The organism is Ottowia massiliensis (assembly GCF_900240305.1).
In the GTDB taxonomy this organism is placed as follows: Bacteria; Pseudomonadota; Gammaproteobacteria; order Burkholderiales; family Burkholderiaceae_C; genus Ottowia; species Ottowia massiliensis.
Genome location: NZ_LT964854.1, coordinates 1054066 through 1078872, shown reverse-complemented (window position 1 = coordinate 1078872; position 24807 = coordinate 1054066). Strand labels below are relative to the sequence as shown.

Sequence of the window (24807 nt, the reverse complement as noted above, 5' to 3'; positions counted from 1 at the left end):
AACAGCGGGTGGCGGGCCTGACAATCACCGGCCATGACTGCCACCACCACCCGCTCCACTTATGAAGACTTCATGCGCCATGTCTACACGCATGGCACGGCCAAAACCGACCGCACCGGCACCGGCACGCGCAGCGTGTTTGGCTACCAGATGCGGTTTGCCCTGCAAGAGGGCTTTCCCCTCGTCACCACCAAGAAAGTGCACCTCAAAAGCATCATCTACGAGCTTTTGTGGTTTCTGAGCGGCAGCGGCAACGCCCGCTGGCTGCAAGAGCGGGGCGTGACCATCTGGGACGAATGGGCCGATCCGCAAACGGGCGATCTGGGCCCCGTTTATGGCGTGCAGTGGCGCAGCTGGCCCGCGCCCGATGGCCGCCACATCGACCAAATCGCGCAAGTGGTGCAGCAGCTCAAGACCACGCCCGACTCGCGCCGCATCGTCGTCAGCGCCTGGAATGTGGCTGATCTGGACCGCATGGCGCTCATGCCCTGCCACGCGCTCTTTCAGTTCTACGTGGCCGACGGGCGCCTGAGCTGCCAGCTTTACCAGCGCAGCGCCGATGTTTTTCTGGGCGTGCCCTTCAACATTGCCAGCTACGCGCTGCTCACCCATATGCTGGCCCAGCAGTGCGATTTGCAGCCAGGCGACTTCATCTGGACCGGCGGCGACTGCCACATCTACAACAACCATTTCGCGCAAGTGCAAGAGCAACTGGCCCGCCAGCCCGCCCCCTGGCCCACTCTGCGCCTGCTGCGCCGCCCGCCTTCGCTGTTCGACTACGAATACGGCGACTTTGAAATCACCGGCTACCAGCCCCATCCCGCCATCAAGGCGCCCGTGGCCGTATGAGCGCCGAAACCAATGCCCAGCCCCAAACCCAGGCCAGACCGGCCCGCCTGGGCCTGATCTGGGCGCAGGCGCGCCGCCGCGTCATAGGCCGCGAAGGCGCGCTGCCTTGGCATTTGCCGCAAGACATGGCCCACTTCAGGCAGGCCACCGCAGGCTGCGCCGTCATCATGGGCCGCAAAACCTGGGATTCGCTGCCGCCGCGCTTTCGCCCCCTGCCGGGCCGCGTGAACATCGTCATCACCCGCCAGCCGGGCTGGAGCGCCCCGGGCGCGCGGCCTGCCGCCAGCCTGCCGCAGGCGCTGGCGCTGTGCCCGCCGCAAGCGGGCGCCTGGGTCATTGGCGGCGCGCAAATCTATGCCCTGGCCCTGCCGCTGGCCGATGAGGCGCTCATCACCGAAATCGACGCCGACTTTGAAGGCGACGCCTTCGCCCCCGCTCTGGACCCGGCCCAGTGGCGCGAAGCCAGCCGCGAAAGCCACACCGCCGCCAGCGGCCTGCCCTTCAGCTTTGTGCGCTACGTCAGGCGCAGCGGCTGAACCCGGCGCCAGTGTCCGCCCGCCCGAAATGCACTTCGTGTCGCCTCGGCGCGTTTCTTGATTCAAGAAGAGGAGCAAATTCAGTGGCTCGGAAAATAGAGCCTGCGCTCTTTCCACTAGGACGTATTGCTATTGAATAAGGAGCTAAATCCCGCTTTCCATAACTCGCGGCCAGGCTTTGAACTGGTTTTCAGTGGCGCGCACTGCCGTGCTGGCAAGCGGGCAGGTGGGCCAAGTTTCTGCGTGGGCATCTTCGACTCTCAATTGGTCAAGCCCGTCTCAAAAGGGGGCAGCGATGACGCAAGCGCCTGGCCGTCACCCGATGGGGCTGCTGCTGGCTGTGGTGGGCCTTCGGCTGGCATTCAGGACCGGGGATCTGGTTTGCTGCCAACCCGAAACTTGGCGCCCTGTTCGGCGCGCCCCCACAATCGCTCCATGCTTTTTCTTCTTTCACCAGCCAAGGCGCTGGACTACCAAACCCCGCTGCCGCCCGGCCTGCCGCATACGCTGCCGCAGTTTGCGGCGCAGGCGGCGCAGTTGATTGAGAAGCTGCGGCAGCTTTCGCCGCAGCAGGTGGCCAGCCTGATGGGGCTTTCCGACAAGCTGGCGGCGCTGAATGTGGCGCGGTACGAGGCATGGTCGCCCGTGTTCACGGCCAGCAACTCGCGGCAGGCCGTGATGGCGTTTGATGGCGACGTGTACGGCGGCCTTCAGGCGCGCACGTTCAGCGCTGAACAGCTGGCCTGGGCGCAGGAGCGCCTGTGCATTCTGAGCGGGCTGTATGGCGTGCTCAGGCCGCTGGACTGGATGCAGCCCTACCGGCTGGAGATGGGCGCGCGGCTGGCCACGGATGCTGGCGGCAATCTCTACCAGTTTTGGGGCAGCCGCATTGCGCAGTATCTGAACGAGCGGCTGGCGCAAGAAGGCGAGGCGGAGCCGGTGGTGGTGAATCTGGCCTCGCAGGAGTATTTCAGGGCGGTGGACCAGAAGGCGCTGCGCGCCCGCGTGGTGACGTGCGTGTTTCAGCAATACCGTGGCGGGCAGTACAGGGTTGAAAGTTTTGCCGCCAAGCGCGCCCGTGGCCTGATGGCCCGCTGGGCCGTGCAACGGCAGGCCGCCACGCCTGAAGCCCTGCGGGGCTTTGACGAAGAGGGCTATGCGTTGGATGCCGCCGCTTCCAGTGCCAGCCAGCTGGTGTTTCGCCGCCAGCTTTCATAGTCCAATTTCATGGCCCAATTCCATGGCTAATCGGCCGCAAGTCCCCGTGGAATGGGCGCAGGCCGCTATCAAAAACAGAGTAACCGGAGCTTTCTTTCATGCCAGACCGCTCTCCCCTGACCGAACACGCCGCTGCGCTGGCGGGCACCTTGCTGGGCAAGGCCACGCACTACCCTGACCGTTATGACGCCAGCTTGCTGGAGCCGCTGCCGCGCGCGCCCAAGCGGGCGGAGCTGGGCCTGGCCGGGCAGCCGCCTTTTGTGGGGGCGGATGTGTGGACGGCCTACGAACTCTCGTGGCTGAACACGCGCGGCAAGCCGCAGGTGGCGCTGGCGCATGTGACGGTGCCGTGCGAGAGCACGCACATCATCGAAAGCAAGTCTTTCAAGCTCTACCTGAACGGCTACAACGGCACGCGCTTTGCCAGCGCGGATGAAGTGCGTGAGCGCCTGCTGGCCGACGTGAACGCTGCCATCTGGCACGGCGGCGCCATGCAGGCGGGCGCAGGCGTGCGGCTGACGCTGCCCGAAGACTTTGGCGCCGAGCGCATGCAGGAGCTGGCGGGCCTGTGCCTGGACAGGCTGGACATTGCCTGCGACCGCTACGGCCCGCCCGCGCCGGAGCTGCTCACCGCCGCTTTTGACGAGCAGCCCGTGCAGGAGACGCTCACCAGCCATTTGCTCAAGAGCAACTGCCCCGTCACCTGCCAGCCCGATTGGGGTAGCGTGCAAATTGCCTACAGCGGCCCGCAAATCGACCAGGCCAGCCTGCTGCGCTACCTGGTGAGCTTTCGCGAGCACAACGAATTTCACGAGCACTGCGTGGAGCGCATCTTCATGGACATCACCCGCCACTGCCGCCCTGCGCGGCTGATGGTGCAGGCCCGCTACACGCGCCGTGGCGGGCTGGACATCAACCCTTGGCGCGCCAGCCACCCGCAGGCCGCGCCTGCCAGCGCGCGCACGGCGCGGCAGTAGCCCGGTCGGCAAGCACGGGCCGGAACGCAGGGAACACGAGGAATTGAGCCAGGGCCTGCTGGGCGTCAAACCCTTCCCATGCAGCTACGCGGCCTGCCGCCAGGCGCTGGCTCCGTCTTCGCGCAGCAAATCCAGCTGGCGTATGCGTTGCACGTGCGCATGCAAAGACTTGCGGGCGGCGGCATGCGCCTCGGGAGGAACGTCTGCATAGGCCAGAGGCAGCCAGTCATCGAGCGTGCCGCTGGGGCGCTGGCGCATGGCGGCGAGCACTTTGGCCTCGCGGGCCAGCCGGTGGGCCTTGAGGCGGACGATGGCCTGCTGCGCTTCATGCAGCACGTGGCCGTGGGCCGGCAAGATGAAGTTCGCGCCATAGGCGGCGCAGGCGGCGGCCAATTTGTCAAGCGAGGCCAGATAAACGGTCATGTCGCCATCGGGCGCATCAATAACGGTGGTGCTGCCGCTCAGGATGTGGTCGCCTGAAAAAAGCAAGCCGTCTTCCTCCAGCACAAGGCACAGGTGGTTGGCGGTGTGGCCGGGGGTGTGGATGACGCGCAGGGTGTGCGTTTGCTCGCCTGCCAGTTGCAGGCGTTCGCCGTCATACAGCGCCCGGTCGGGGGTGAAGGCGCTGTCTGGGCGCCCCTGTGGCGACGAGGGCAGGCCCAGCACGGGCACTTGCTTGGAGCACATGGCTTGCAGCAGCCAGCCGCCAGGAGCGTGGTCGGGGTGCGAGTGAGTGCAGATGATGGCGCGCACCTGCCCGCCTGCGGCCTGCCACAGGCGCTGCACATGAGCCTCATCAGCCGGGCCGGGATCGATCACGATGAAACCTGCTGCAGCGTCGCCCACCAGGTAGCTGTTGGTGCCCGGCCCGGTCATGAAGCCGGAGTTGGCCGCCGTCAGCCGCCGCACATTGCGCAGCAGGGGCACGGGCTTTTCGTGCTGCCAGCCAATTTCGTGCTCGCCTTGCCCATCGGGACAGACCAGCGCCAGCTCGCCAAAGGGCAGCTCGTGTTCCATGAAGCGCGCAATCCGTCCCTGCCGGCGGGCCGCGCGCGGGCAGCTCGTCCACAAAGGAGCCTCGCCTGCGCAAGCGGCCAGCACGGCGGCCACGTTGGGCTGGCTCCGGAGCCATTCCAGTGTTTTCAGCGTGGGAAACATGAGCGGCAGGCGGCCTGCGGCATGCCGGGCCAGCGCGGCGCTGGCCGTCAGCCACTGGGCGTTGAGCTGCTCCTGTCCATCCGCCTGGGGACGCTGCCCCGATGGCATGCGGGCCACGAAATGGGGCACGTCATAACGGCGTGGCCAGTCGCAGCCCGTGATCCAGCGCGCCAGCAGAAACAGCTCGCACGCTGCCAGTTTCAGCCCTCGCGCCTGGCATTGGGGCGCCAGCGGGGCGTGGCGCTCCAGCCCGGCCACGTCTTGCGCTATGGCAGGCAGGCCGTCAGGGCGGCGGGCCAGCAGCACGCCCATTTCTTCAAAGGTTTCGCGCAAGGCAGCCAGCGCGGCTGTCAGCGCATGCCCCCGCTGGCGGGGGCGGGTGGCAGCGGGCAGACGGGCATCGTCTGCATCCACGCAGCCGCCCGGAAAAACGTAGGCGCCGGGCGCGAACCGCGCCTGGGCGGAGCGTTGCGTGAGCAGCACTTGAAGGCCCTTCGGGCCGTCGCGCAGCAAAAGCAGGCAGGCCGCAGCCTGAGGCTCGGCAGGCGGGCGGGCCGGATACAGAAGCTGGCTGGAGCGGGGCATGACGACTTCTTTTCCATTATTGGAGCCGGCAGCGGCGGCATGGCCGCCTGGGCTGATCAAGCATATTCCTGGAAAGGACAGGGTTCATTTATTTTCTGAAAATCAATGAACCAATGCTTTTTTACCAATGAAGATACTCAAGACGGCTGAATTTGAAAATCAGCCTGCGGCCAGATTGGTTAAATCATAAGAAAAAGCATCGGCAGACGGATTCAGGAGACAAAATCCGCTTCGCCAGAGCATGCTTGATGGCAACGCCTGTGCAGCGCGCTTCTGGGAGGGCAGGGCACGGCAGCGCTTGAATATCGCAGTAAAAATGCATACGCGGCGCATTCACGTCAGCCTCCTTCTCTTGACGGTTCTTTTAAACAAACCCTGCCTTGCCAAGGCAACGCAGGGCGCTCGCCTTGTTTACATTATAGATACATTTGTTGCGGCGCGCCATCGCCGTGAAAATAAATGCCTGCGATGCGCCTCATGGCGCGTATTCATTGCAATACATGCAATACGTGCGCGAAGGTATTTCGCAAATTTCAGTCAGGCGCAAGTCCTGAGGTTGAGAACCTGTTCAAAGTCGGACGCGAGAGTGAATGAGACTGGGTGGCCATGCGCAAGCCGCAGACGGACAGGCCAAGCGGCTGGCCGGTTGCAGCGCCGCAGGCCGATGGAGCTGCTTTTCGCGCCTGCGGACGGGCGTTGAATAGAGTTTTCCTGCTTCTCTATTCATAGCATGATGTCTTGATGGATACAGCGCTGGAAGGTGTTTTGGAGCCATCAGATTTGCTCCTGTTTTTGAGAGACTGTTCAGAGCCTGGCCGTGAGAGGCAAAGAGTGAATCGTGATGAACTGCCAGGCCCAAGAGAACCCGGCTCTGTGCTGTTCACACCCACGGGCAGACTTTGAACAGGTTCCGGGAACAGGCACCCGCTGAAAGCGCCTTCACCAATCCAGCAGCGCCTGCACCGCCAGCCCCAGCACCAGCACGCGCGCGTCCGTGCCGGCGCAGCCAGCCAGCATCAGTGCGGCGGGCGCTTCGCCGGGCGGGTGCATGGGCAGGCTCAGGGCGCAGCCGTCCAGAAAGTTGATGAGGCTGGTGTTGCGCAGCATCAGCGCGTTGGCGCGCCAGTAGGCTGCGTCGTCGGTTTGCAAGCTGGCGATGGCAGGGGCGGCAATGGGCACGGTGGGCATGAGCAGCGCGTCAAAAGCGGCCAGGCGCTGCTCCACCTGTGCAATCCAGCGGCGGCGGGCGGCCAGCAGGTCGATGTAGTCGGCGCAGTCCATTTGGCGGCCCGCCTCGATGCGGGCGCGAACGCGCGGGTCGTAAGCCGCGCCTTGGGCCGCCAGCCGCTGTCGGTGCCAGGCCCAGGCTTCGGCGTTGGAGAGCGTGCCTTTGGCGTGCAGGGCGGCCAGCTCGCGCCACTCGGGCAGGGGCAGGCGCGTCACGCGTGCGCCCGCGCTGTGCAGACGCTCCAGCGCGCGGTCAAAGGCGGCGGCCACGTGGGCGTCCATGTCGTCCAGCGCGATTTCTGCCGGGCAGGCCAGCCGCGTGCCTGCCAGCGGCCGGGGCTGAAGCTGCCATGTCTGGCCGCTGAGCACGCCATCGGCCGTGATGCAGCACTGCACGCTGGCGGCCAGCGGGCCGACGGAGTCCAGCGAGGCAGACAGCGGCAGCACGCCTTGCCGGCTCACGCGCCGCTGCGTGGGCTTGAAGCCCGTCAGCCCGCACAGCGCCGATGGAATGCGCACGGAGCCGCCCGTGTCCGTGCCGATGGCCAGCGCGGCCATGCCGTCCGTCACCGAAACAGCCGCGCCGCTGGAGGAGCCGCCGGGGATGCGGCCCGTGGCCCGGTCCCAGGGGTTGCGCGGCGTGCCCCGGTGCGGGTTCAGGCCCAGGCCGGAAAAGGCGAACTCCGTCATGCTGGTGCGCCCCACGATGACCGCGCCCGCCGCCAGCAGCCGGTCAATGACGGGCGCGTTGCACGCGGCAGGCGGCGCATCGGCCAGCACGGCCGAGCCGGCCGTGGTCACTTGGCCGGCCACGTCGAACACGTCTTTGACCGACACCGGCAGCCCTTCCAGCGGCGAGCGCACGATGCCCGCCTTGCGCAGCGCGTCGCTGGCGGCGGCCAGCGCCAGCGCGCGGGGGCGGTCAATCAGGGTGAATGCGCGCGCGCCTTCGCCAGCGGCATCTTCGGCGCGCGCCAGTGCGGCTTCAGCCAGCGAGCGGGCGCTGGCGCGGCCTTCGGCCAGATCAGAAGCCAGGCGCGCCAGAGTAGGAAGGGTGTTCATCAGCGGGAATCCGTAGCGGGTGAATGCTCTGGAAAGGGCGGCATGATGTTCTGGAGCCTGTCATGCATCAACCCTGCTTTCACTTGTGCATCCCGTGACGAGCTTGATTTGTCGCAGACACATGCTGGCTGTGGTGATGCTTTCAGAAGATGTTCAGGACCGGGTGGGAGCCAGGGCTTTGCTGTGAGGCTGTTCATGCGCTTTGAGTGCCTCAAGACTTTTTGTCGATGGCGGCTACGCGGGTGCGCTGATTGGATGAGCGCTGAGCATGTTCGGCTGAAACATGCGGGTGATCAAGCGCAGTAAGCGGCATGGTTTTAAGGCGCTGCCCAAGCACTGGATTGTGGAGAGAGCCTTTGCCTGGTTGAATCAATCGAGAAGGCTGAGCAAGGACGACGAGGCCACTGTCGCTTCAGCCTTTCAAGGGCAGTCTCTCAGACCGCCTGGCGCCATGCAGGCAGCTCCTGCTCACGTGCGGCATGGGCCGCATGAAAGAGGCCGTGGCGAAGCGCGCCGTGGCCACGGCGCATGGTGTCAATGCCCAGCAGCTCAAACAGGCTGATGAGCACCGACAGCCCGCCGCCAATGATGGCCTTGCGGTCTTCGCGAATGCCTGGCATATCCAGCGCGTTGATGTCGCCCGCATCAATCAAGCGCTGGCGCAGCCAATACAGCTGGCTCAGGGCGATGGCGTCGTCCATGCTGGTGCGTCCTGACTTGCGCAGCGCCGCCAGCACGGCGCCCACGGTGCCTGAGGCGCCGTAGGCCGCATCCCAGCGGGGGCGCGCAAAGCGCGTGGCGGCTTCAGCCAGCGCGGCCTTGGCATCGGCTTCGGCATTGGCGAAAGCGAGCGCGGTGAACTGACCGCTGGCGAAGTGGCGCTGTGAGCAGGTCACGCTGCCGATGGGGTAGGACTCCATGTCTTGCGCCTGCCGCCCCTGGCCAGTGATGATTTCTGTGGATCGGCCGCCGATGTCCACTACCACGCGGCGCTCGTCGCCTTCAGGCAACAGGCTGGTTACGCCCTGGTAAATAAGGGCAGCCTCCTCGCGTCCGCTGATGATGGCGATGGGCAATCCCAGCAACTCCTCGGCCTTTTGCAAAAAGGCGGCGGCATTGCGCGCTTCACGCAGGGTTTGCGTGGCCACGGCGCGGGCGCGCGCCTGGGGCAGCTCTTTCAGGCGCTGGCCAAAGCCCTCAAGGCATTGCCAGCCGCGTTGCATGGCTTCAGGCGAAAGCTGGCCTTGGGCGTCCAGCCCGCCGCCCAGACGCACGGTTTCCTTCAGATAGTGCAGGCGCTCGAAGCGGCCTGGAGCGGTTTCTCGGGCGATTTCCAGGCGGAAGCTGTTGGAGCCGAGATCGACGGCCGCCCAGAGAGCTTGAGACGGGGCGGCGCTGCGGCTTGTGTCGTCGGTCATGAGAAGGTGGGTTGTTTTGAGGTTCTTCTGGTCTGGGGGCCAAGCCAGCATAGCACCGGGCTGCGCGAGGCCGAATGGCCTGCCGCCGCGTGGGGTTGGGTGGCGGACCGTTGGAGGGAAAAGCGCGGAGGTGTTTCGCTCCTCTATCCATAGCAATAGGTCCTAGTGGAACGTGCGCAAACCGAACTTTTAAGCATCGTTATTTTGCTCTCTTTTTTGGATATCTGAACGACAGCTGCCAGTGCCGGAAAAGCCCAGAGCTTTGGATTTCTGGGTTTCCCTTGGGCTTGGGGTTTGGGTTGCTCGCCTGGCAGGCTGGAGACGGCCTATTCAGGCGGGCTTGCGGGCCAGCATGGTCACGAATTTGAGTTGAATGGGCTTGCCTTGCGCGTCGGTGGCGTGCATGGAGCCGATTTCTTCGCGGTATTCGGCCATTTCCCAGCCTTCGTAATATTTTTTCAATTCGCCTTCGCGGAAGGTGAATGAAAATGGCATGACGCAAGGGTGATCTTCCGTATCCATGGCCGAAACAATCAGGTTGTAGCCGCCCGGCGTAGTGTGCGCCTGCATGTTTTCAATAATGGCGGGCACGCGGCCGGCATCGAGAAACATGAAAACCACGGTGGCCACGAGAAAATCGTAATTTTCAGCCAGCGCAGCGGTATTCATGTCGTAAATGCAGGTTTGCACGCGCAGGTTTTCCGCGTCGGCCATGTCTTCCAGCGCGGCCAGCGGGGCCGGGTTGTAGTCGCTGGCGGTCACGTCAAAACCCAGCAGGCCCAGATAGAGCGCGTTGCGCCCTTGCCCGCAGCCCAGGTCCAGCGCCTTGCCGGGCGGCACGCGGCGGGCGGCGTCCACCACGGCGGAGTGGGTGGCCGTCATGCCGTATTTCTTGCTGAAATAATCTTTTTTCTCGCAGTGAAATTCAAGCTGGAAAGCCGAATCGTCATCCAGCAATTCGGCCTTGTGCCAGGCTTGCGGGGCAATGGTCCATACTTCGCTTTCCGGGGTGAGAATATGTTCGGCCAGGGTTTCTCCGGCTTCGTTCATCTCGTGGAATTTCACGCGGCCTTTTATCACGCGCAGTTTGCCCCAGGTGCCTGCCTTGGTATTGTGGCGGGACAAGATGCTGGGCGGAATATTGTTTTTCGTCCAGACGGGCATGGTTTTGTAGCAAATCAAATCGGGCGTGGCGCTCATGGTTTTTTCCTTGGGTGAATGATTGCCGGGCATCATACCCGCCGCTTCATAACCGCACTGGTTTTGTCGTATTTGCAATTGAAATGGGCACAATCAGGGCTTTTTTGCTGGCGGTTTTCACTCATGGCCTTGCTGACTTTGCTTGATGCCCAACTGGCCTTTGGCCACTTGCCTTTGCTTGACCACGCAGACTTTGCCTTGCAGGAGCGCGAGCGCGTGGGGCTGATTGGCCGCAACGGGGCGGGCAAGTCTTCGCTGCTGAAAATTCTGGCCGGGCTGGAAAAGCCCGATGACGGTGCGCTGCAAATGCAGCAGGGCCTGCGGCTGGCCTATGTGCCGCAAACGCCTGCGCTGCAAGGCTTTGAAACCGTGCAAGACGCCGTGAGCGCAGGCATGGCGCACATGGCGGCGCTGATTGAGCAATACACGCAAGGCGAAGGCGATTTGGCCGAGCTGCAAACCCGCATCGAGGCCGAAGACGGCTGGAACTGGCCGCAGCGCGTGCAGCAAACCCTGCAAAAGCTGGGGCTGGACGGCGCGCGCCGCGTGGCCGAGCTTTCGGGCGGCAGCCAAAAGCGCGTGGCGCTGGCCCAGGCGCTGGTGGCGCAGCCGGATGTGCTGCTGCTGGACGAGCCGACCAACCATCTGGATTTGGCCGCCATTGGCTGGCTGCAAGAGCTGCTGCTGGCCTACAAAGGCAGCGTGGTTGTCATCACGCACGACCGCGCTTTTCTGGATGCCGTGGCCACGCGCATCGTGGAGCTGGACCGGGGCCGCCTGCGCAGCTACCCCGGCAACTTCGCCGCCTATCAGGCGCAAAAAGAAGAGCAGCTGGCGCAAGAAGCCACACTCAACGCCCGGGCCGACAAACTGCTGGCGCAAGAAGAAATCTGGGTGCGCAAAGGCGTGGAAGCGCGCCGCACCCGCGCGCAAGGCCGCATCAACCGCCTGCACGTCCTGCGCGCCGCCCGCGCCGCCCGCCGCGAGGCGCTGGGCCGCGTGCGCATGGAAGTGGCCAGCGGCCAGCCCAGCGGAAAAATCGTGGCCGAGCTGCACAACGTCAGCAAAGCCTTTGGCGGCCCGCCCGTGGTGCAAGGCTTCAGCGCCACCCTTTTGCGCGGCGACAAAGTCGGCCTCATCGGCCCCAACGGCGCGGGCAAAAGCACGCTGCTCAAACTGATCCTGGGCCAATTGGCGCCCGACAGCGGCCGCGTGCGCCAGGGCGCCAGCCTGCAAGTAGCCTACTTTGACCAGATGCGCGCGCAGCTCGACCCGGATGCCACGCTGGAAGACTTCATCAGCCCGGGCAGCGAATGGATCGAAATCGGCCAGCGCCGCCAGCACGTCAAAAGCTATCTGGGCGACTTTCTTTTCAGCCCCGCGCGCGCCGCCTCGCCCGTGCGCAGCCTCTCCGGCGGCGAGCAAGCCCGCCTGCTGCTGGCGCGCCTGTTCGCCCGCCCCGCCAATGTGCTGGTGCTCGACGAGCCGACGAACGATCTGGACATCGACACCCTGGAACTGCTCGAAGAGCTGCTGCAAACCTACGACGGCACCGTCTTTCTCGTCAGCCACGACCGCGCCTTCATGGACAACGTCGTCACCAGCACCATCGCCTGGGAAGGCGGCGGCCAATGGCGCGAATACGAAGGCGGCATCACCGACTGGCAGCAGCAAAGCGAACGCGCCCGCGCCTGGCTGGCGCCCGAAACCGCCGCCGCCGCGCCTGCATCCAAAACATCCAAAGCACCCCGCCCGGCCGCGCCGCCCGCCCCGGCGACAGCCCAAACCGCCGCCAAATCTGCCGCCCAACCCGCCGTCAAACGCAAGCTCAGCTACAAAGAGCAGCGCGAGCTGGACGCCCTGCCCGCCCGCATCGACGCACTGGAAGCTGAGCAGGCCGCCGTCCGCGCCCAGCTGGCCGACGGCACGCTCTACCAAAGCGACCTGCCCAAAGCCATTGCCCTACAGGCCAGAGACAGCGCCATCGAAGAAGAACTGCTGCACGCACTGGAGCGCTGGGAAGCGCTGGGCGCATGAAACGTCAGCTCCGCATGCGGGTAAACACCCATTTGCGTCACTCTTTTCTCGCGTTGGCACGATCTGACACACATTGATGCCGCAACTTGCCAGCCCGATTGCACAAAAAGTGTCACTTCCGGAAGGCTAGAGCGCCACTTCTGTGACCAAATGCGCACTTTCTCCGCTCATTCCGGCGGCACCCTCAACCTTGGCATGCGCTGGCACACCGGCTGCAAGATAAAAGGCGTCGGCGGCGCATCAGTATCCGCCCCGAATTCCAAAGATCCATTTCACAACTCTCTCAAGGAGAAAATCATGAAAGCAATGCAAAAAGGTTTCACCCTCATCGAACTGATGATTGTCGTGGCGATTATTGGTGTGCTGGCCGCCGTAGCTCTGCCTGCCTATCAGGATTATCTGGGCCGTTCTCAAATGTCTGAGGCATTCATTTTGGCCAGCGGTCAGAAGGGTACAATGGCTGAATACTATTCTAATCATGGTCAGTGGCCAGCCAACAACGCTGCTGCAGGTGCAGCTGCTGAGGGTGATATCAACGGAAAATACGTCCAGAAGGTCAACATTACTGGTGACACGGCGACTGCATACCTGAGAAGCACGGGCGTGAATGCAGGCATCAAGGGTAAAAAGCTGATACTGAAGGGTACCGCAGGCACTACATTGGGGTCCTTTACATGGGCTTGCTCTTCAGATGCGGCCCCAAAATATCTGCCTTCCTCTTGCCGCTGATGTTTAAGTCGCTTTAAATAGCGAATATGGAAAGGGTGCCTGGTAAAGGCACCCTTTTCCCTTTTAGGAGGTGCTCAATGAGAAAACAGGATGGTTTCACTTTAATTGAGCTGATGATTGTTGTCGCCGTCATCGGTGTGCTGGCAGTTGTAGCATTGCCTGCCTATCAAGACTATCTTGCACGTTCGCAAATGGTCGAGGCCGTGACGTTGGCTGCGGGTGCGAAACCAGCGGTGGTAGATGTATGGTGGAATACCGGCACGATTCCTTCTAATAATTTGCAAGCCGGCCTGGCAGACAAATCAATGATTAGCGGTTCTTACGTGGCAGAAACCGCCGTAGGAGCAAATGGCGTAATTACTGCAACCATGCGAATGAGCGGTGTTTCAGAATCTATACGAGGAAAAACCTTGAGTCTGACGCCGAGTTTTCCTTCGACACGTGAAGGATCAGTGATTTGGACTTGTTCGTCGAACGCAGCAAATAAATATTTGCCCAGCAGCTGTCGCTAAATTATTGCTCATAATGAAGCTAGAAGGAAAACTCAGGGCCGCGTCTTGGCATGCTGCTATCAGCTTGCTTGTGGCCTTATGCGTTGTATGGCTGATATTGGGAGTTTGGTACCCGGCTCCTTATCTTTATTTATCTGGCGGGATTGAATTATTACGGCTGGTAGTTGGTGTAGATGTTATTGTCGGTCCTTTCTTGACTTTGCTTGTGTACCAGGAATCCAAGACGCGCCGGGCAAAGGTGTTTGACTTTTTCGTAATTGGTTTGTTGCAAATTTTCGCCTTGGCCTACGGTGTATTCACTGTCGCAGCGGCGCGGCCCGTTCACATGGTTTTCGAGAAAGATCTGCTGCGTGTAGTCCATGCCAGTGATGTATATCAATCAGTTGGGACGTTGCTTGTCGAGTTGCCATGGACTGGGCCAACGTTAAAATCTGTACGGATGCCTGAAAGCAGTAGTGCGCGTAACCAGATTCTGACAGACGCCCTCAAGCATGGTATTTATGAGGCGTATCGGCCAGAATTGTGGCGCCCTTACGATGAAGCTCGTGTACAGATTAGAGAAAAAGCCAGGCCGTTGATGGAAGTGATGCCAAGTTGGCCATTGCCTATCCAGAAACAGGCGAGAGAACAACTGGATAAACTTGCCACGAAGACAGATCAGGTATTGGTCCTACCCGTAGTTGGAAGGAATTTTGCAGAAGCTACAGCGTTACTTGATGCTTATACATTACAGCCTATAGCTTTTATAAACGGATGAAGGCGAAGAGTCCTACATTATTGACATTCGAATGAATTGCAAATTGTCTAAGAAGAATTCGTAATTGAAACATGTGTTTTCCGAGAATTGTCTTTGCCCTATGTGGAGCGTCTTTGGCGTTGGCTCCAACATTGATATTTTTGTTCTTTTATGAAAGAGCGACGTCCTTTTTGCCTGGAATGGGCGCTCATCTTTCCCATATTAATATAATGGCTTGTATCTGGGGAGGAGGTATTGCTCTTTGGATCATCTTCAGGAGATTTTTCTCTTCACGTATGTCTGCCATCTTGGCTGCGTGTGTCTGCTCCATAATATCATTCTCTAGCGTGATATATTATTTGATAGTGGCGGCTGGTCTTCACGGTTTCGGAAAGGTTATCACTTGGCCCATACTGCGTCCCTATGTAATTAACGTTAGATCGACATTTGAGTATGCAGGGGTGTCCATGACGCTGTGCATGGCGATATGCGTACTTTTTTTATCACTCCTGCTTTATCTCTGGAAGAGTATTTTCCTCGCCAATGACTGGATGTTTCCTTTCATAGAAAGAGGTGTCATATGGGGCGCCATCTTGACAGGTTTGACGTTCGTTATAGCAGTTAGGGTATTCGAGTTTTTCGATAATCCTCCGACCTATCTAAATGAGCCTGTTAGCATGACGTTTTTTCCTAAATCATTTGATGAAGGGTTCGCGAAAACCTATCGATATGACAAAACGATGGAAGAAGCTGAAAATAGAGCGCGCGAGATCCTCAGAGCAGATATCACTGGACCAGGAAGAAACATTATTCTTATAATAAGTGATGCGCTGCGCGCAGATCACATGACGCCGTTCGATTACGAGCGCAATACTACGCCATTGTTGATGGAGCGAATCGGAAAAGCGGCAGCTGGTAGACCTATGCGGGCGGTATCAGTATGTGCGGAGACGATTTGCGGCATGCCTGGATTGCTTTATTCGAAGCAGCCTGAAAACATGCATGCGAATGCTATCGGCATGGCTGAAGCTTTAAAGATTCGCGGATATGAAAATTATATTTTGCTGACGGGAGATCACACAAACTATTTTGGATTGTCGAAGATATACAGGCCAGCAGATCTCTATTTCGATGCCTCCACGCAGAGCAAAAGATTTGTCAATGATGACAAGATGCTATTCGATGCCGCAATGCAGCTACCTGATTTTAGTGGGCATCCCGCCTTTATTCAGGTGATGCTGCTTTCAAATCATCCGCTTGGCGTTCGTTGGCCGGGTTCGAAATGGTATGAGCCGGTCGAGAGTTACGCCCCCTGGTTGGCAAAAGGCGGAGAACTAGATTTGTCCGAAAGGCAGATAGAGCTAGCTAAAAATTATTACGATAATGGCGTACGTCAGGCGGATGAAGTAATTGATGAGTTGCTAGATATATTGGAGAATAAAGGATATTTGGCGAATGCCATCGTCTTGATTACAGCTGATCATGGCGAAATGCTTGGTGAGCATGGTATTCTTTCGCATGCTGCTGGTGTTTTTCAACCTGTGCTTGATATACCGGCTATATTTCTGCGTTATGGCTATACAGGCGGACAATTGCCATATAAAAAGTGGATATCGCAGGTTGATTTGGCGCCGACTCTATTTATTGAGGCGGGGATCAAGCCGGTTCCTACATGGAAGGGGATTGCATTACAATCAAATGACGATAGAAGTTATTTTTCTTTTCAACAAAAGGGAGAATCTGGATTATTGTCTCTCGAAGATGGTTTCGTTGGATATAAATATTGGGTGAATGCGGATGACGGTCGGGAATATGTGTTTAATCTGGGTTCGGATTGGGGTGAAAAAATAAATTTGATAGACAGGCTGCCTTCGCACTATGTTGACAGATGGAGAAATATAGTGTTGGAAAATATAATAAAGATGAGCGATAAATGACTGCTACGTTTGTTGCGTTTAATTTTCGTGTATTGACGCGGCAGGATGTTGGTTCTTCTAGAGTTTATGACATGATGTCTAGCTCTACAAATTCTCTTCAATTCATTGAGGCATTTTAATGGATCAAATTGGCTTCTTATCATAATTTACTTGTCAGATTGGTGATTGTGTTGAATTGTGTCTGTGGCTGTGTGAGACTTTAGGTTGGGGCTTAGAAAGCAGGCATGTGCTTAATTGCCATTGAGGAATTGAGTGTGTTAGAAATCATTTCATTGCCACTGGTTGAGCTGGGAGTCAAGGCGCGCATCGTCTCCATCGTCCCCAGCGCCGAGTTCGGCGACATTGATCCGCTGGTGACCCAGCGGCTGGCGGACTTGGGTTTTTCCGAAGGCATGTCCATCACGCTGCTATCGCGCGGCTTGCTCAAACGCGGGCCTTACGCGGTGCGGCTGGGCAATTTGTCCCAGTTCGCATTGAGGAGACCGGAGGCGGCGAAGATCATGTGTCGCGTGGAAGAGTGAAAATCACTCTTTTTTCACGAAGAATCCTGTGATGACTGCGAGTCGATTCGCCCTGCTGGGCGCGCCCAACTGTGGCAAGACGGTTTTGTTCAACGGCCTGACCGGCTCCAATGCCAAGGTGGCCAACTATGCCGGTGTGACGGTGGACCGGCGCGAAGGCCGGTTTGTTGACGACCCGAACGTGGTGGTGATTGACCTGCCCGGCACTTACAGCCTGCGAGCAACCAGCCCTGATGAAAAGGTGGCGCGCGACGTGGTGCTGGGCAAGCTCGGGCAGCAGCCTGACGCCATTGTTTCCGTGGCCGATGCGACCAACCTGCGCATGACGCTGCGCATGGTGCTGGAGGTGAAGACGCTGGGCTTGCCCATGGTGGTTTCGCTCAACTTGAGTGACGTGGCGCGCCATCGTGGCCTGAAGATTGACGCGGCCAAGCTCAGTGAACTGCTGGGTGTGCCTGTGCTGGAGACGGCGGCCATTGACAGCCGCAGCATGCGCGCCGTGCGCGAGGCGGTGGCCAGGCTGCCGCGCAAGACTGAAGGTGCCGCTCATGCCCTCACGCTCGAAGAGGCGGAAAAACGGCTTGACGCGCTGGACAGCAACGCCCTTTATGCGCAGGTCGAGGACATCTTGCGCCAGGTGGTGCGCCACGAACTCACCCTGCCCGCTTGGCACCGCCAGCTGGATGCAATCGTGATGCACCCGGTCTGGGGCATGCTGATTCTCATGCTGATCCTCATGCTGGTGTTCCAGGCGGTTTACGCCTGGGCCGAGCCGGTGATGGGGATGATTGAAGATTCGTTCGCCTGGCTGGGCGATGTGATCACGGAGAACATGGATGAAGGTCCGCTAGCCAGTCTCATCAAAGACGGCATCCTGGCCGGCGTGGGCAGCGTACTGGTGTTTCTGCCGCAAATCACGATCCTGTTTGCCTTCATCTTGCTGCTGGAAGACTCCGGTTATCTGCCGCGCGCGGCGCTGCTGCTGGACAACGCCATGTCGCGCAGCGGCCTGTCGGGCCGCGCCTTCATTCCGCTGCTGTCCAGCTTTGCCTGCGCCGTGCCTGCCGTGATGGCGGCGCGCACCATTCAAGACCCGCGCGAGCGCCTGGTCACCATCGCCATTGCGCCCATGCTCACCTGCTCGGCGCGGCTGCCCATTTACGCGCTCATCATCGCCGCCGTCATTCCTGACGAAACCGTGCTGGGCATCTTCAACCTGCAAGGCCTCACGCTCTTTGGCCTTTACCTGGCGGGCATTGTGTCAGCGGGTTTCACGGCCTGGGTGCTCAAGGTGCTGGCGCGCAAGCGTGGCCACGTGCAGCAGTTTCCGCTGCTGATGGAGCTGCCCACCTTCCGCATGCCCAACTTCAAGCACATCCTCATCAGCCTGTGGGGCAAGGTCAAAGCCTTTTTGATGCGCGCAGGCACGGTGATTTTTGCCCTGAGCGTGGTGCTCTGGGCGCTGGTGAGCTTTCCCGGCGCGCCCGAAGGCGCCACGCAGCCGGCCATTGACTACAGCATCGCAGGCCATCTGGGTCATCTCATTCAGCCGCTTTTCGCGCCGCTGGGCTTTACCTGGCAGATGTGCATTGCCATGATCCCCGGCATTGCCGCGCGTGAAGTGGTTGTTTCGGCCCTGGGCACTGTCTATGCCATGACAGCCAGCTCCGAAGAAGCGCTGGAAACGGCCCTCATCCCCGTGGTGCACGACAACTGGGGTCTGCCCACCGCCTTTGCCTTTCTGGCCTGGTACATCTACGCGCCCATGTGTCTGGCCACGCTGGCCACCATCCGGCGCGAAACCAATTCGGCCCGCCACACTCTGATGATCACGGGCGGCCTGTTTGCCGCAGCCTACTTGTTCGCCCTCATCGTCTATCAGATTGCATCAAGGATTTTGGGATGACACAGCAAATCATCGTTGGCCTCATCGTCGCCGCCTGTTTTATCTACATGCTGCGCAAATTCGTTTTTCGCAAGAAAACCGCTGGCGGCGCCCCAGGCTCTGCCTGCAGCAAGTGCAACGGTTGCAGTGAAAGCAGCAAGAGCGGCGGTTGTCATTAAAGTCGCGCGCGGGGCGAGGCGGGGCGCGACTGGAAAATGAAAGAAGAGATTTCGAACCGCTACCTCAAAAACTGTTTGCGAGAGGTGCTGTTTTGCCATAGCGTGTGACGGACGGTGGCTTGATACAGCTTGAGTTTGGCAAAGAAGTTCTCAAAACCTGCCTTCAAAGTACTCCCAAAAGCCTAGGGCGAGTCATCAATCACCAAGTGCCGAGCTTGAAGCCTGCTGGAGAGAGCCCAGAAGAAGGGCCATGACCAGAAGATGCGCGTTGCGCGACGATCAGTGGGAGCGCATCAAGGATTGGCTGCCCGGGCGTGCCGGCCAGCCAGGAGCACAGGACAACCGCTTGTTTGTCGATGCCGTGCCGCTACCGGGCCGGCATCCCCTGGCGCGATCTGCCGGCACGTTTCGGAGACTTCCAGGTGGCGCACCTGCACCACGGTCGCTGGAGCTACAGCGGTGTATGGCAACAGGTCTTTGAAGCCCTGGCGCAGCAGGCCGGCAACGAGTACGCGATGATCGGCTCGACCATCGTGCGAGCGCACCAGCACGGTGCTGGGACAAAGGGGGGGCCGCAAGCCATCGGACACAGCCGCAGCGGGCTGAGCGCCAAGATTCAAGCGGCGGCGGATGCACTGGGCCACCGGATTTCATCTCACGCCAAAGCCAGGCGCACGGCCTCGAAAGAGCCGACATGCTCTTGGCTCAAACAGCAGCCGAAACCGTGATCGCCGACAAGGGCTATGACGCCCAAGCTCGAGTGCTCGAGGCGTTGTCATTGCCTCACGCAGCAACAAGAAGGCAGCTCGGGACTACGACCCGCATCTTTACCAAGCCCCCGCCATCTGATCGAAAACTTCTTTGCCAGGCTCAAGCAGTGCCGGGCCATCGCCACGCGGTACGACAAGACGGCTCGCAACTTCCTGGGCGCCATCCGTCTGGCAGCGACTGGCGTATGGCTCGCCTGATGACACGCCCTAGGCCGAATCGACATTCATCCGGTATCTCCGGCGGATGTCCGAGACCAAGCATCCGCGGCCCAGCCGCTACGAATTGACCCAAACCCAATGGGAGCGGATCGAAGATCTGCTCCCAGGCAAGGCCAGTGACCCTGGGCGTACGGCAGCGGACAACCGCAGCTTCGTCAATGGCGTGCTGTGGGTGTTGCGCTCCGGGGCGCGCTGGAGTGATCTGCCGACGCGCTACGGAGCCTGCAAGAGCGTGCACAAGCGCTTCACCCGCTGGGCGGCCAAGGGCATCTGGGAGCGGGTGTTGCAGTCCCTGATTCAGGATCGAAGCAACGAGTATCTGATGATCGACAGTAACATTGTCCGGGCGCACGCACAGGCGGCGACCGCAAAAGGGGGGCAACGCACCCGGCTCTGGGGCGTTGCCCAGGAGGGCTGAGCACGAAGATCCACATGGCGGTGGATGGCCAGGGCCGCCCGGTGCGATTTATCCTCACTGGCGGCCAGCGTAACGACATCACGCAAGCCCCAGCGCTGCTGGCCCGGTTCAAGCCCAAGTGCGTCTTGGCCGACAAAGGCTATGACAGCCGGCAACTGGTGGCGCAGATCCACTCGCTCGGCGCCCAGCCTGTGATCCCGCCTCGCAGCTGCCAGCAACCGCGTGCCTGCGACAAGGCACTGTACCGGCTACGCAATCGCATCGAACGTTGCTTTGCCAGGCTCAAACAGTTTCGCCGCATCGCCACTCGCTTCGACCGCAAGCCCTCCCACTTCCTGGCTTTCCTCTACCTCGCATCGATTCCCTTGTGGGTGGGGGGAATGTCGATTCGGCCTAGTGGAACCTGCGCAAGACGGCTTTTAAGGCCCCCGAATTCGCGCCTGTTTTTGAGGGTTTGTCAGAGACTGCCGCGGAGGTCGAAGGGGGCATCCGGGGGCGGCAAGACGCAAATCGCAGACGGGTCTTGCGGCTCAAGAGAATTTGCAACGCCTCAGAGCCGCTCAAGGCCGCATTTTTCGCTCCACGGACAGACTCCAATCTGGCTCTTAAAGCAGGAGCGAATTCAAAAGCGTGCAAAGGCTGCTTTGCGCACTGTTTATCAAGGCCTGTTGCTATGGTTTTAGAAGCGAAATTGAGCCGTTCCTCTGTCTTGCACGCATGAGGCTGCGCCTATTTGCCATCTGCGCTTTTTTCTTGCAGGCTGCTGAGGTGCGCGCTCTGAAGAGGCCGGGCCGCCGGGCTTGACACTTGAGGCGCACTTTCCGCCGCGCCCTGCTGAGCCGCAGGGCCGCGCTCTGCCTTCGGCCAGCCGTTCTTCAGATCAGCGCGCCGCGCAGGGAGTGCGGCATGGCTTCGGTGATGCGCACATCAATCATCTGGCCGATCAGGCGGGCGGGCTGCTCGCCGCCGCTGAAATTGACGGCGCGGTTGCATTCGGTGCGGCCCATGAGTTCCTGCGGATTCTTGCGCGAGGGGCCTTCCACCAGGATGCGCTGCACGGTGCCCACGCGGCTGGCGCTGATGGCGCGCTCGCTTTGCTCCAGCGCGGCCTGCACGCGCTGCAAGCGGCGCAGCTTGACTTCGTGCGGGGTGTCGTCTTGCAAATTGGCGGCGGGCGTGCCGGGGCGGGGGCTGAAGATGAAGCTGAAGGAGTTGTCGTAGCCCACATCGTCGATGAGCTTCATCATCTTGTCGAAATCGGCGTCGGTTTCGCCCGGAAAGCCCACGATGAAGTCGCTGGAGAGGCTGATTTGCGGGCGCACGGCGCGCAGGCGGCGGATGATGCTTTTGTATTCCATGGCGGTGTAGCCGCGCTTCATGGCCATGAGGATGCGGTCGGAGCCGTGCTGCACGGGCAGGTGCAGGTGGCTGGCGAGCTTGGGCACCTTGCCGTAAACGTCAATCAGGCGCTGGGTGAATTCGTTGGGGTGGCTGGTGGTGTAGCGGATGCGTTCGATGCCCGGTATTTCGGCCACGTATTCGATGAGCAGGGCGAAGTCGGCGGTTTCGCCGCTGCCGCCCATCGGGCCGCGATAGGCGTTCACGTTCTGGCCCAGCAGCGTCACTTCCTTCACGCCTTGCGCGGCCAGGCCGGCGATTTCGGTGAGCACGTCGTCAAACGGGCGGCTGAACTCTTCGCCGCGCGTGTAGGGCACGACGCAGTAGCTGCAATATTTGGAGCAGCCTTCCATGATGGAGACAAAGGCCGTGGCCCCTTCCACGCGGGCGGGCGGCAGATGGTCGAATTTTTCGATTTCGGGAAAGCGGATGTCCACCTGCGGCGCGTTCTGGCGGCGGCGCTCGGCCAGCAAATCGGGCAGGCGGTGCAGGGGTTGCGGGCCGAAGACGACATCGACATACGGCGCGCGCTCGATGATGGCCTCGCCCTCCTGGCTGGCCACGCAGCCGCCCACGCCGATGAGCGTGCCTTTGTCCTTGAGGTGCTTGATGCGGCCCAGGTCAGAGAAGACTTTTTCCTGCGCCTTCTCGCGCACGGAGCAGGTGTTGAAGATGACCAGGTCGGCCTGCTCCGGGTCGTCGGTGGACTCGTAGCCTTCGGCGGCGGCCAGCACATCGGCCATCTTGGCCGAGTCGTATTCGTTCATCTGGCAGCCAAAGGTCTTGATGAAGACTTTGCGGGACATGGCGAAAGTTTCGTGGGAAGTTTGATGGAAGCGGGCAGCGGCAGCTTCTGAAAAAGGAGCAAATTCAAGGCATCTGAAAACACCGCCTGCGCCCATGCAGCATGGACGTCATGCTATGAAACAAGGAGCGAAACTTGGTTCAAGGCGGCGCTTCGCGTGCGTCTGCCCGTTCACGGCTCGCGTTCAGTTGCCGCGATACGGGTTGCGCTCCGTGTCGTTGAAGGGGCGCGGGCGAATCAGGCGGGACTGGTTGATCTCGCTGATTTCCTCGGCCGTGAGAATCCAGATTTCACGCAGTTCACCGCTGGGGCCCAGCGCGTAATTGACCATGTGCGTCTGTCCGGTGAGCGCGCCGGAGAGCATCACGCGGTTGGTTTCGCTGCGGATGCGTGTGCCTGCCGCCAAAAGCATGGGCTTGCCGTCCAGCGTGATGTGAGGCGGCTCGCCAAAAGCGATGATGCCGTGTTCCACGCCAGCCGGGAAAAAGCGCCGCACCTGCTGGGCCTGCACCTGTTGCGCTTGCGCGCTGCCTGCCAGCGCGCACAGCGCGAGGCCGCAGGCAGCCAGGGTGGATGCAAGTGCGGGGCGAATGGGTTTCATGATGGTTCCCTGAAAGCGAGATGGCAAATGAGAAAGCGGCTGCGCCAGGCAGAAAAAAAGGCACTGGGCGAATCAGCCCGGTGCCTTGATGCTGCGCTGCGCGAAACACGGGCGCTTGCGAAGGTTTTTTGAAAGGAAGTCTGGTGGCGCTTCACGGACTCGAACCGCGGACCTGTGGATTATGATTCCATCGCTCTAACCGACTGAGCTAAAGCGCCAAAGGCGCGAATTGTATCACCGGTTGGCAAACTGCGCGGGGCGCTTGTTCAGGAAAGCGTCCATGCCTTCTTTCTGGTCTGCCGTGGCAAACAGGGCGTTGAACAGGCGCCGCTCGTGCATCACGCCATCGCTCAGGGCGCTTTCAAAGGCGCGGTTCACGCATTCCTTGGCGGCCATCACGGCCACCTGGCCAAAGCTGCAAATGGCCTCGGCGGCCTTCAGCGCCTCGCCCATCAAATCTTGCACGGGCACGACGCGGCTGACCAGGCCGGCGCGCTCGGCTTCCTGTGCGTCCATCATGCGGCCCGTGAGGATCATGTCCATGGCCTTGGCCTTGCCCACGGCGCGGGGCAGGCGCTGCGTGCCGCCTGCGCCGGGGATGATGCCCAGCTTGATTTCAGGCTGGCCGAATTTGGCGTTGTCGGCGGCAATGATGAAGTCGCACATCATCGCCAGCTCGCAGCCGCCGCCCAGCGCGAAGCCGCTGACGGCGGCAATCACGGGCTTGCGAATGCTGCGGATGGTTTCCCAGTTGCGGGTGATGAAGTTGCCCTTGTAGGCATCAACAAAGCTCAGCTTCTGCATGGCCGCAATGTCCGCGCCAGCGGCAAAGGCGCGCTCGCTGCCGGTGAGGATGATGCAGCCCACTTTGTCATCGGCGTCAAACGCCTTGAGCGCCAGCCCCAGCTCGTCCATCAGCTGGTCATTGAGCGCGTTGAGCTGCTGCGGGCGGTTGAGGGTGATGACGCCAATGCGCTCATTGCTTTCGGTGCGGGTCTGAATCAGTTCATAAGACATGGTTTGTTGTCCCCGTGCGGGGCGTGGTTGATAACGGGCGCGCACTATAGCCCTGGCATGCGCCCTGCCCGGCCTGTTTCTTTCCTTTGTGCGGGCGGACGCACAATGCGCATTCGCTTCTTTTTGCTTGCACGGAAAGGATTTGCCATGAGATTCACCGCCTTGCTTGCCGCTGGCGCTGCCGCGTTCTTGCTGACCGCCTGCGCTGGCGTGCGCCAGATTGACGCTGATGTGGAATCAGCCGCCGTTGCAGCGCCCGCTGCATCGGCTGGCGCTGCCGCCCTGGCGGGCGCGCACTACCGCTTCGAGCAGCTGCCATTGCAGGCGGGACAGCCGGGCACGGCGCGCGTGCAGGCGCTGGCGCAGGCCGCGCTGGCGCGCGCCGGACTGGTGCGCGATGACGCAGCCGCCCGCATCACCGTGCAAGCCAGCGCGCACGTCACGCCGCAGTGGGTCAATCCCTGGGGCGATCCTTATTACGGCTGGGATGACGGCTGGGGCTTTTGGCCGGGGCGCTTTTATTTCGGCCTGGGCACGGGCAGCTTCTATGGCGGCGCGTGGATGTGGGACACCCCCACGCGCTACTACGCCAGCCGCGTGAGCCTGATCATGCGCGACGCCCGCAGCGGCCAGGTGCTGTATGAAACCCGCGCCCAGCACGATGGCGCGCGCGGCGCATCCGACACCGTGCTGCAAGCGCTGTTTGATGCCGCGCTGCAAGGCTTTCCCACCCCGCCCGCAGGCTGGCGGCGCGTGGTCATTCCGCTGGGCGAGGCCAGCCGCTGAAGCGCGCGCCAGCGCTCCGCCCCATCT

20 protein-coding genes, 1 tRNA gene and 3 pseudogenes are annotated in these 24807 nt (G+C 61.0%); 16 read left to right on the top strand and 8 right to left on the bottom strand.

Going from position 1 to position 24807, the window contains the following annotated elements:
- Positions 1–33 precede the first annotated feature (33 nt).
- The 4 genes from C1720_RS04895 to queF all read left to right on the top strand — a co-directional run bounded on the left by C1720_RS04895 (position 34) and on the right by queF (position 3580).
- Complete coding sequence (locus C1720_RS04895) at positions 34–849, top strand: thymidylate synthase (RefSeq protein WP_102283427.1); 816 nt, start codon at positions 34–36, stop codon at positions 847–849.
- Entirely contained in the window at positions 846–1385 is a 540-nt protein-coding gene (locus C1720_RS04890) for a dihydrofolate reductase (RefSeq protein ID WP_102283426.1), read from the top strand. Before C1720_RS04895 ends, C1720_RS04890 begins: the two co-directional genes overlap by 4 nt.
- A 435-nt stretch (positions 1386–1820) precedes the next feature.
- Positions 1821–2603 carry a peroxide stress protein YaaA gene (yaaA, locus tag C1720_RS04885; RefSeq protein ID WP_102283425.1) on the top strand — a complete coding sequence of 261 codons (783 nt, stop codon included), beginning with the start codon at positions 1821–1823 and terminating at the stop codon, positions 2601–2603.
- Between the two features lie 98 nt (positions 2604–2701).
- Positions 2702–3580 carry an NADPH-dependent 7-cyano-7-deazaguanine reductase QueF gene (gene queF, locus C1720_RS04880; RefSeq protein WP_102283424.1) on the top strand — a complete coding sequence of 293 codons (879 nt, stop codon included), beginning with the start codon at positions 2702–2704 and terminating at the stop codon, positions 3578–3580.
- A gap of 84 nt (positions 3581–3664) precedes the next feature.
- On the opposite strand, the gene C1720_RS04875 is transcribed toward queF, so the two are convergent.
- Together C1720_RS04875 and C1720_RS04870 are read right to left on the bottom strand one after the other, a co-directional pair.
- Positions 3665–5323 carry an MBL fold metallo-hydrolase gene (locus C1720_RS04875; protein ID WP_102284509.1) on the bottom strand — a complete coding sequence of 553 codons (1659 nt, stop codon included), beginning with the start codon at positions 5321–5323 and terminating at the stop codon, positions 3665–3667.
- A 939-nt stretch (positions 5324–6262) separates the two neighbouring features.
- Positions 6263–7612 (bottom strand): amidase, encoded by a 1350-nt coding sequence (locus C1720_RS04870; protein WP_102283423.1) that lies wholly within the window; start codon positions 7610–7612, stop codon positions 6263–6265.
- Between the two features lie 289 nt (positions 7613–7901).
- Between C1720_RS04870 and C1720_RS14705 the strand changes: the two are divergent.
- Positions 7902–8030, top strand: a pseudogene (locus tag C1720_RS14705) (IS5/IS1182 family transposase); the annotation flags it as partial.
- A 16-nt stretch (positions 8031–8046) separates the two neighbouring features.
- On the opposite strand, the gene C1720_RS04865 reads toward C1720_RS14705, so the two are convergent.
- Together C1720_RS04865 and tehB are read right to left on the bottom strand one after the other, a co-directional pair.
- The gene (locus tag C1720_RS04865) at positions 8047–9030 is read right to left on the bottom strand and encodes a Ppx/GppA family phosphatase (RefSeq protein ID WP_158241635.1); all 984 of its coding nucleotides are present in this window, start codon (positions 9028–9030) and stop codon (positions 8047–8049) included.
- A 330-nt stretch (positions 9031–9360) separates the two neighbouring features.
- A complete protein-coding gene (gene tehB / locus C1720_RS04860) occupies positions 9361–10230 on the bottom strand; it encodes an SAM-dependent methyltransferase TehB (RefSeq protein WP_102284508.1) in 870 nt (289 codons plus the stop codon).
- A 123-nt stretch (positions 10231–10353) separates the two neighbouring features.
- Between tehB and C1720_RS04855 the strand changes: the two genes are divergently transcribed.
- The 10 genes and pseudogenes from C1720_RS04855 to C1720_RS04810 all read left to right on the top strand — a co-directional run.
- Complete coding sequence (locus tag C1720_RS04855; RefSeq protein ID WP_102283421.1) at positions 10354–12267, top strand: ATP-binding cassette domain-containing protein; 1914 nt, start codon at positions 10354–10356, stop codon at positions 12265–12267.
- 150 nt (positions 12268–12417) lie between these two features.
- Positions 12418–12996, top strand: coding sequence for a pilin (locus C1720_RS14495; protein WP_304528920.1), 579 nt, complete (start codon positions 12418–12420; stop codon positions 12994–12996).
- Between the two features lie 77 nt (positions 12997–13073).
- Positions 13074–13508 (top strand): pilin, encoded by a 435-nt coding sequence (locus C1720_RS04845; RefSeq protein WP_102283419.1) that lies wholly within the window; start codon positions 13074–13076, stop codon positions 13506–13508.
- Positions 13509–13521: 13 nt separating this feature from the next.
- A complete protein-coding gene (locus C1720_RS12805; protein WP_146006865.1) occupies positions 13522–14265 on the top strand; it encodes a pilus assembly protein in 744 nt (247 codons plus the stop codon).
- 446 nt (positions 14266–14711) lie between these two features.
- Positions 14712–16181, top strand: a complete 1470-nt coding sequence (locus C1720_RS04835) for a sulfatase-like hydrolase/transferase (RefSeq protein ID WP_158241633.1) — start codon at positions 14712–14714, stop codon at positions 16179–16181.
- Between the two features lie 224 nt (positions 16182–16405).
- Positions 16406–16702: a FeoA family protein gene (locus C1720_RS04830; protein WP_102283416.1), complete on the top strand. Its 297-nt coding sequence runs from the start codon at positions 16406–16408 to the stop codon at positions 16700–16702.
- A gap of 31 nt (positions 16703–16733) precedes the next feature.
- A complete protein-coding gene (gene feoB, locus C1720_RS04825; protein WP_102283415.1) occupies positions 16734–18608 on the top strand; it encodes a ferrous iron transporter B in 1875 nt (624 codons plus the stop codon).
- On the top strand, positions 18605–18766 hold the full coding sequence (locus tag C1720_RS04820; protein WP_102283414.1) for a FeoB-associated Cys-rich membrane protein: 162 nt from the start codon (positions 18605–18607) through the stop codon (positions 18764–18766). The genes feoB and C1720_RS04820 overlap by 4 nt, the downstream gene beginning before the upstream one ends.
- Positions 18767–19016: 250 nt before the next feature.
- Positions 19017–19734 (top strand): annotated as a pseudogene (locus C1720_RS04815) (IS5 family transposase).
- A gap of 46 nt (positions 19735–19780) precedes the next feature.
- Positions 19781–20547 (top strand): annotated as a pseudogene (locus C1720_RS04810) (IS5 family transposase); the annotation flags it as partial.
- 501 nt (positions 20548–21048) lie between these two features.
- Here C1720_RS04810 and miaB read toward each other — a convergent pair.
- The 4 genes from miaB to C1720_RS04790 form a co-directional block, all read right to left on the bottom strand.
- Entirely contained in the window at positions 21049–22377 is a 1329-nt protein-coding gene (miaB, locus tag C1720_RS04805) for a tRNA (N6-isopentenyl adenosine(37)-C2)-methylthiotransferase MiaB (protein WP_102284507.1), read from the bottom strand.
- Positions 22378–22560: 183 nt separating this feature from the next.
- Complete coding sequence (locus C1720_RS04800) at positions 22561–22977, bottom strand: hypothetical protein (protein ID WP_102283413.1); 417 nt, start codon at positions 22975–22977, stop codon at positions 22561–22563.
- A gap of 141 nt (positions 22978–23118) precedes the next feature.
- Positions 23119–23195: transfer RNA gene (locus tag C1720_RS04795), tRNA-Met, on the bottom strand.
- Between the two features lie 16 nt (positions 23196–23211).
- Entirely contained in the window at positions 23212–23994 is a 783-nt protein-coding gene (locus C1720_RS04790; RefSeq protein WP_102283412.1) for an enoyl-CoA hydratase, read from the bottom strand.
- A 147-nt stretch (positions 23995–24141) separates the two neighbouring features.
- Here C1720_RS04790 and C1720_RS04785 point away from each other — a divergent pair, with 147 nt between their 5' ends.
- The gene (locus C1720_RS04785; RefSeq protein ID WP_158241632.1) at positions 24142–24780 is read left to right on the top strand and encodes a DUF4136 domain-containing protein; all 639 of its coding nucleotides are present in this window, start codon (positions 24142–24144) and stop codon (positions 24778–24780) included.
- The last annotated feature ends 27 nt before the right edge of the window (positions 24781–24807 follow it).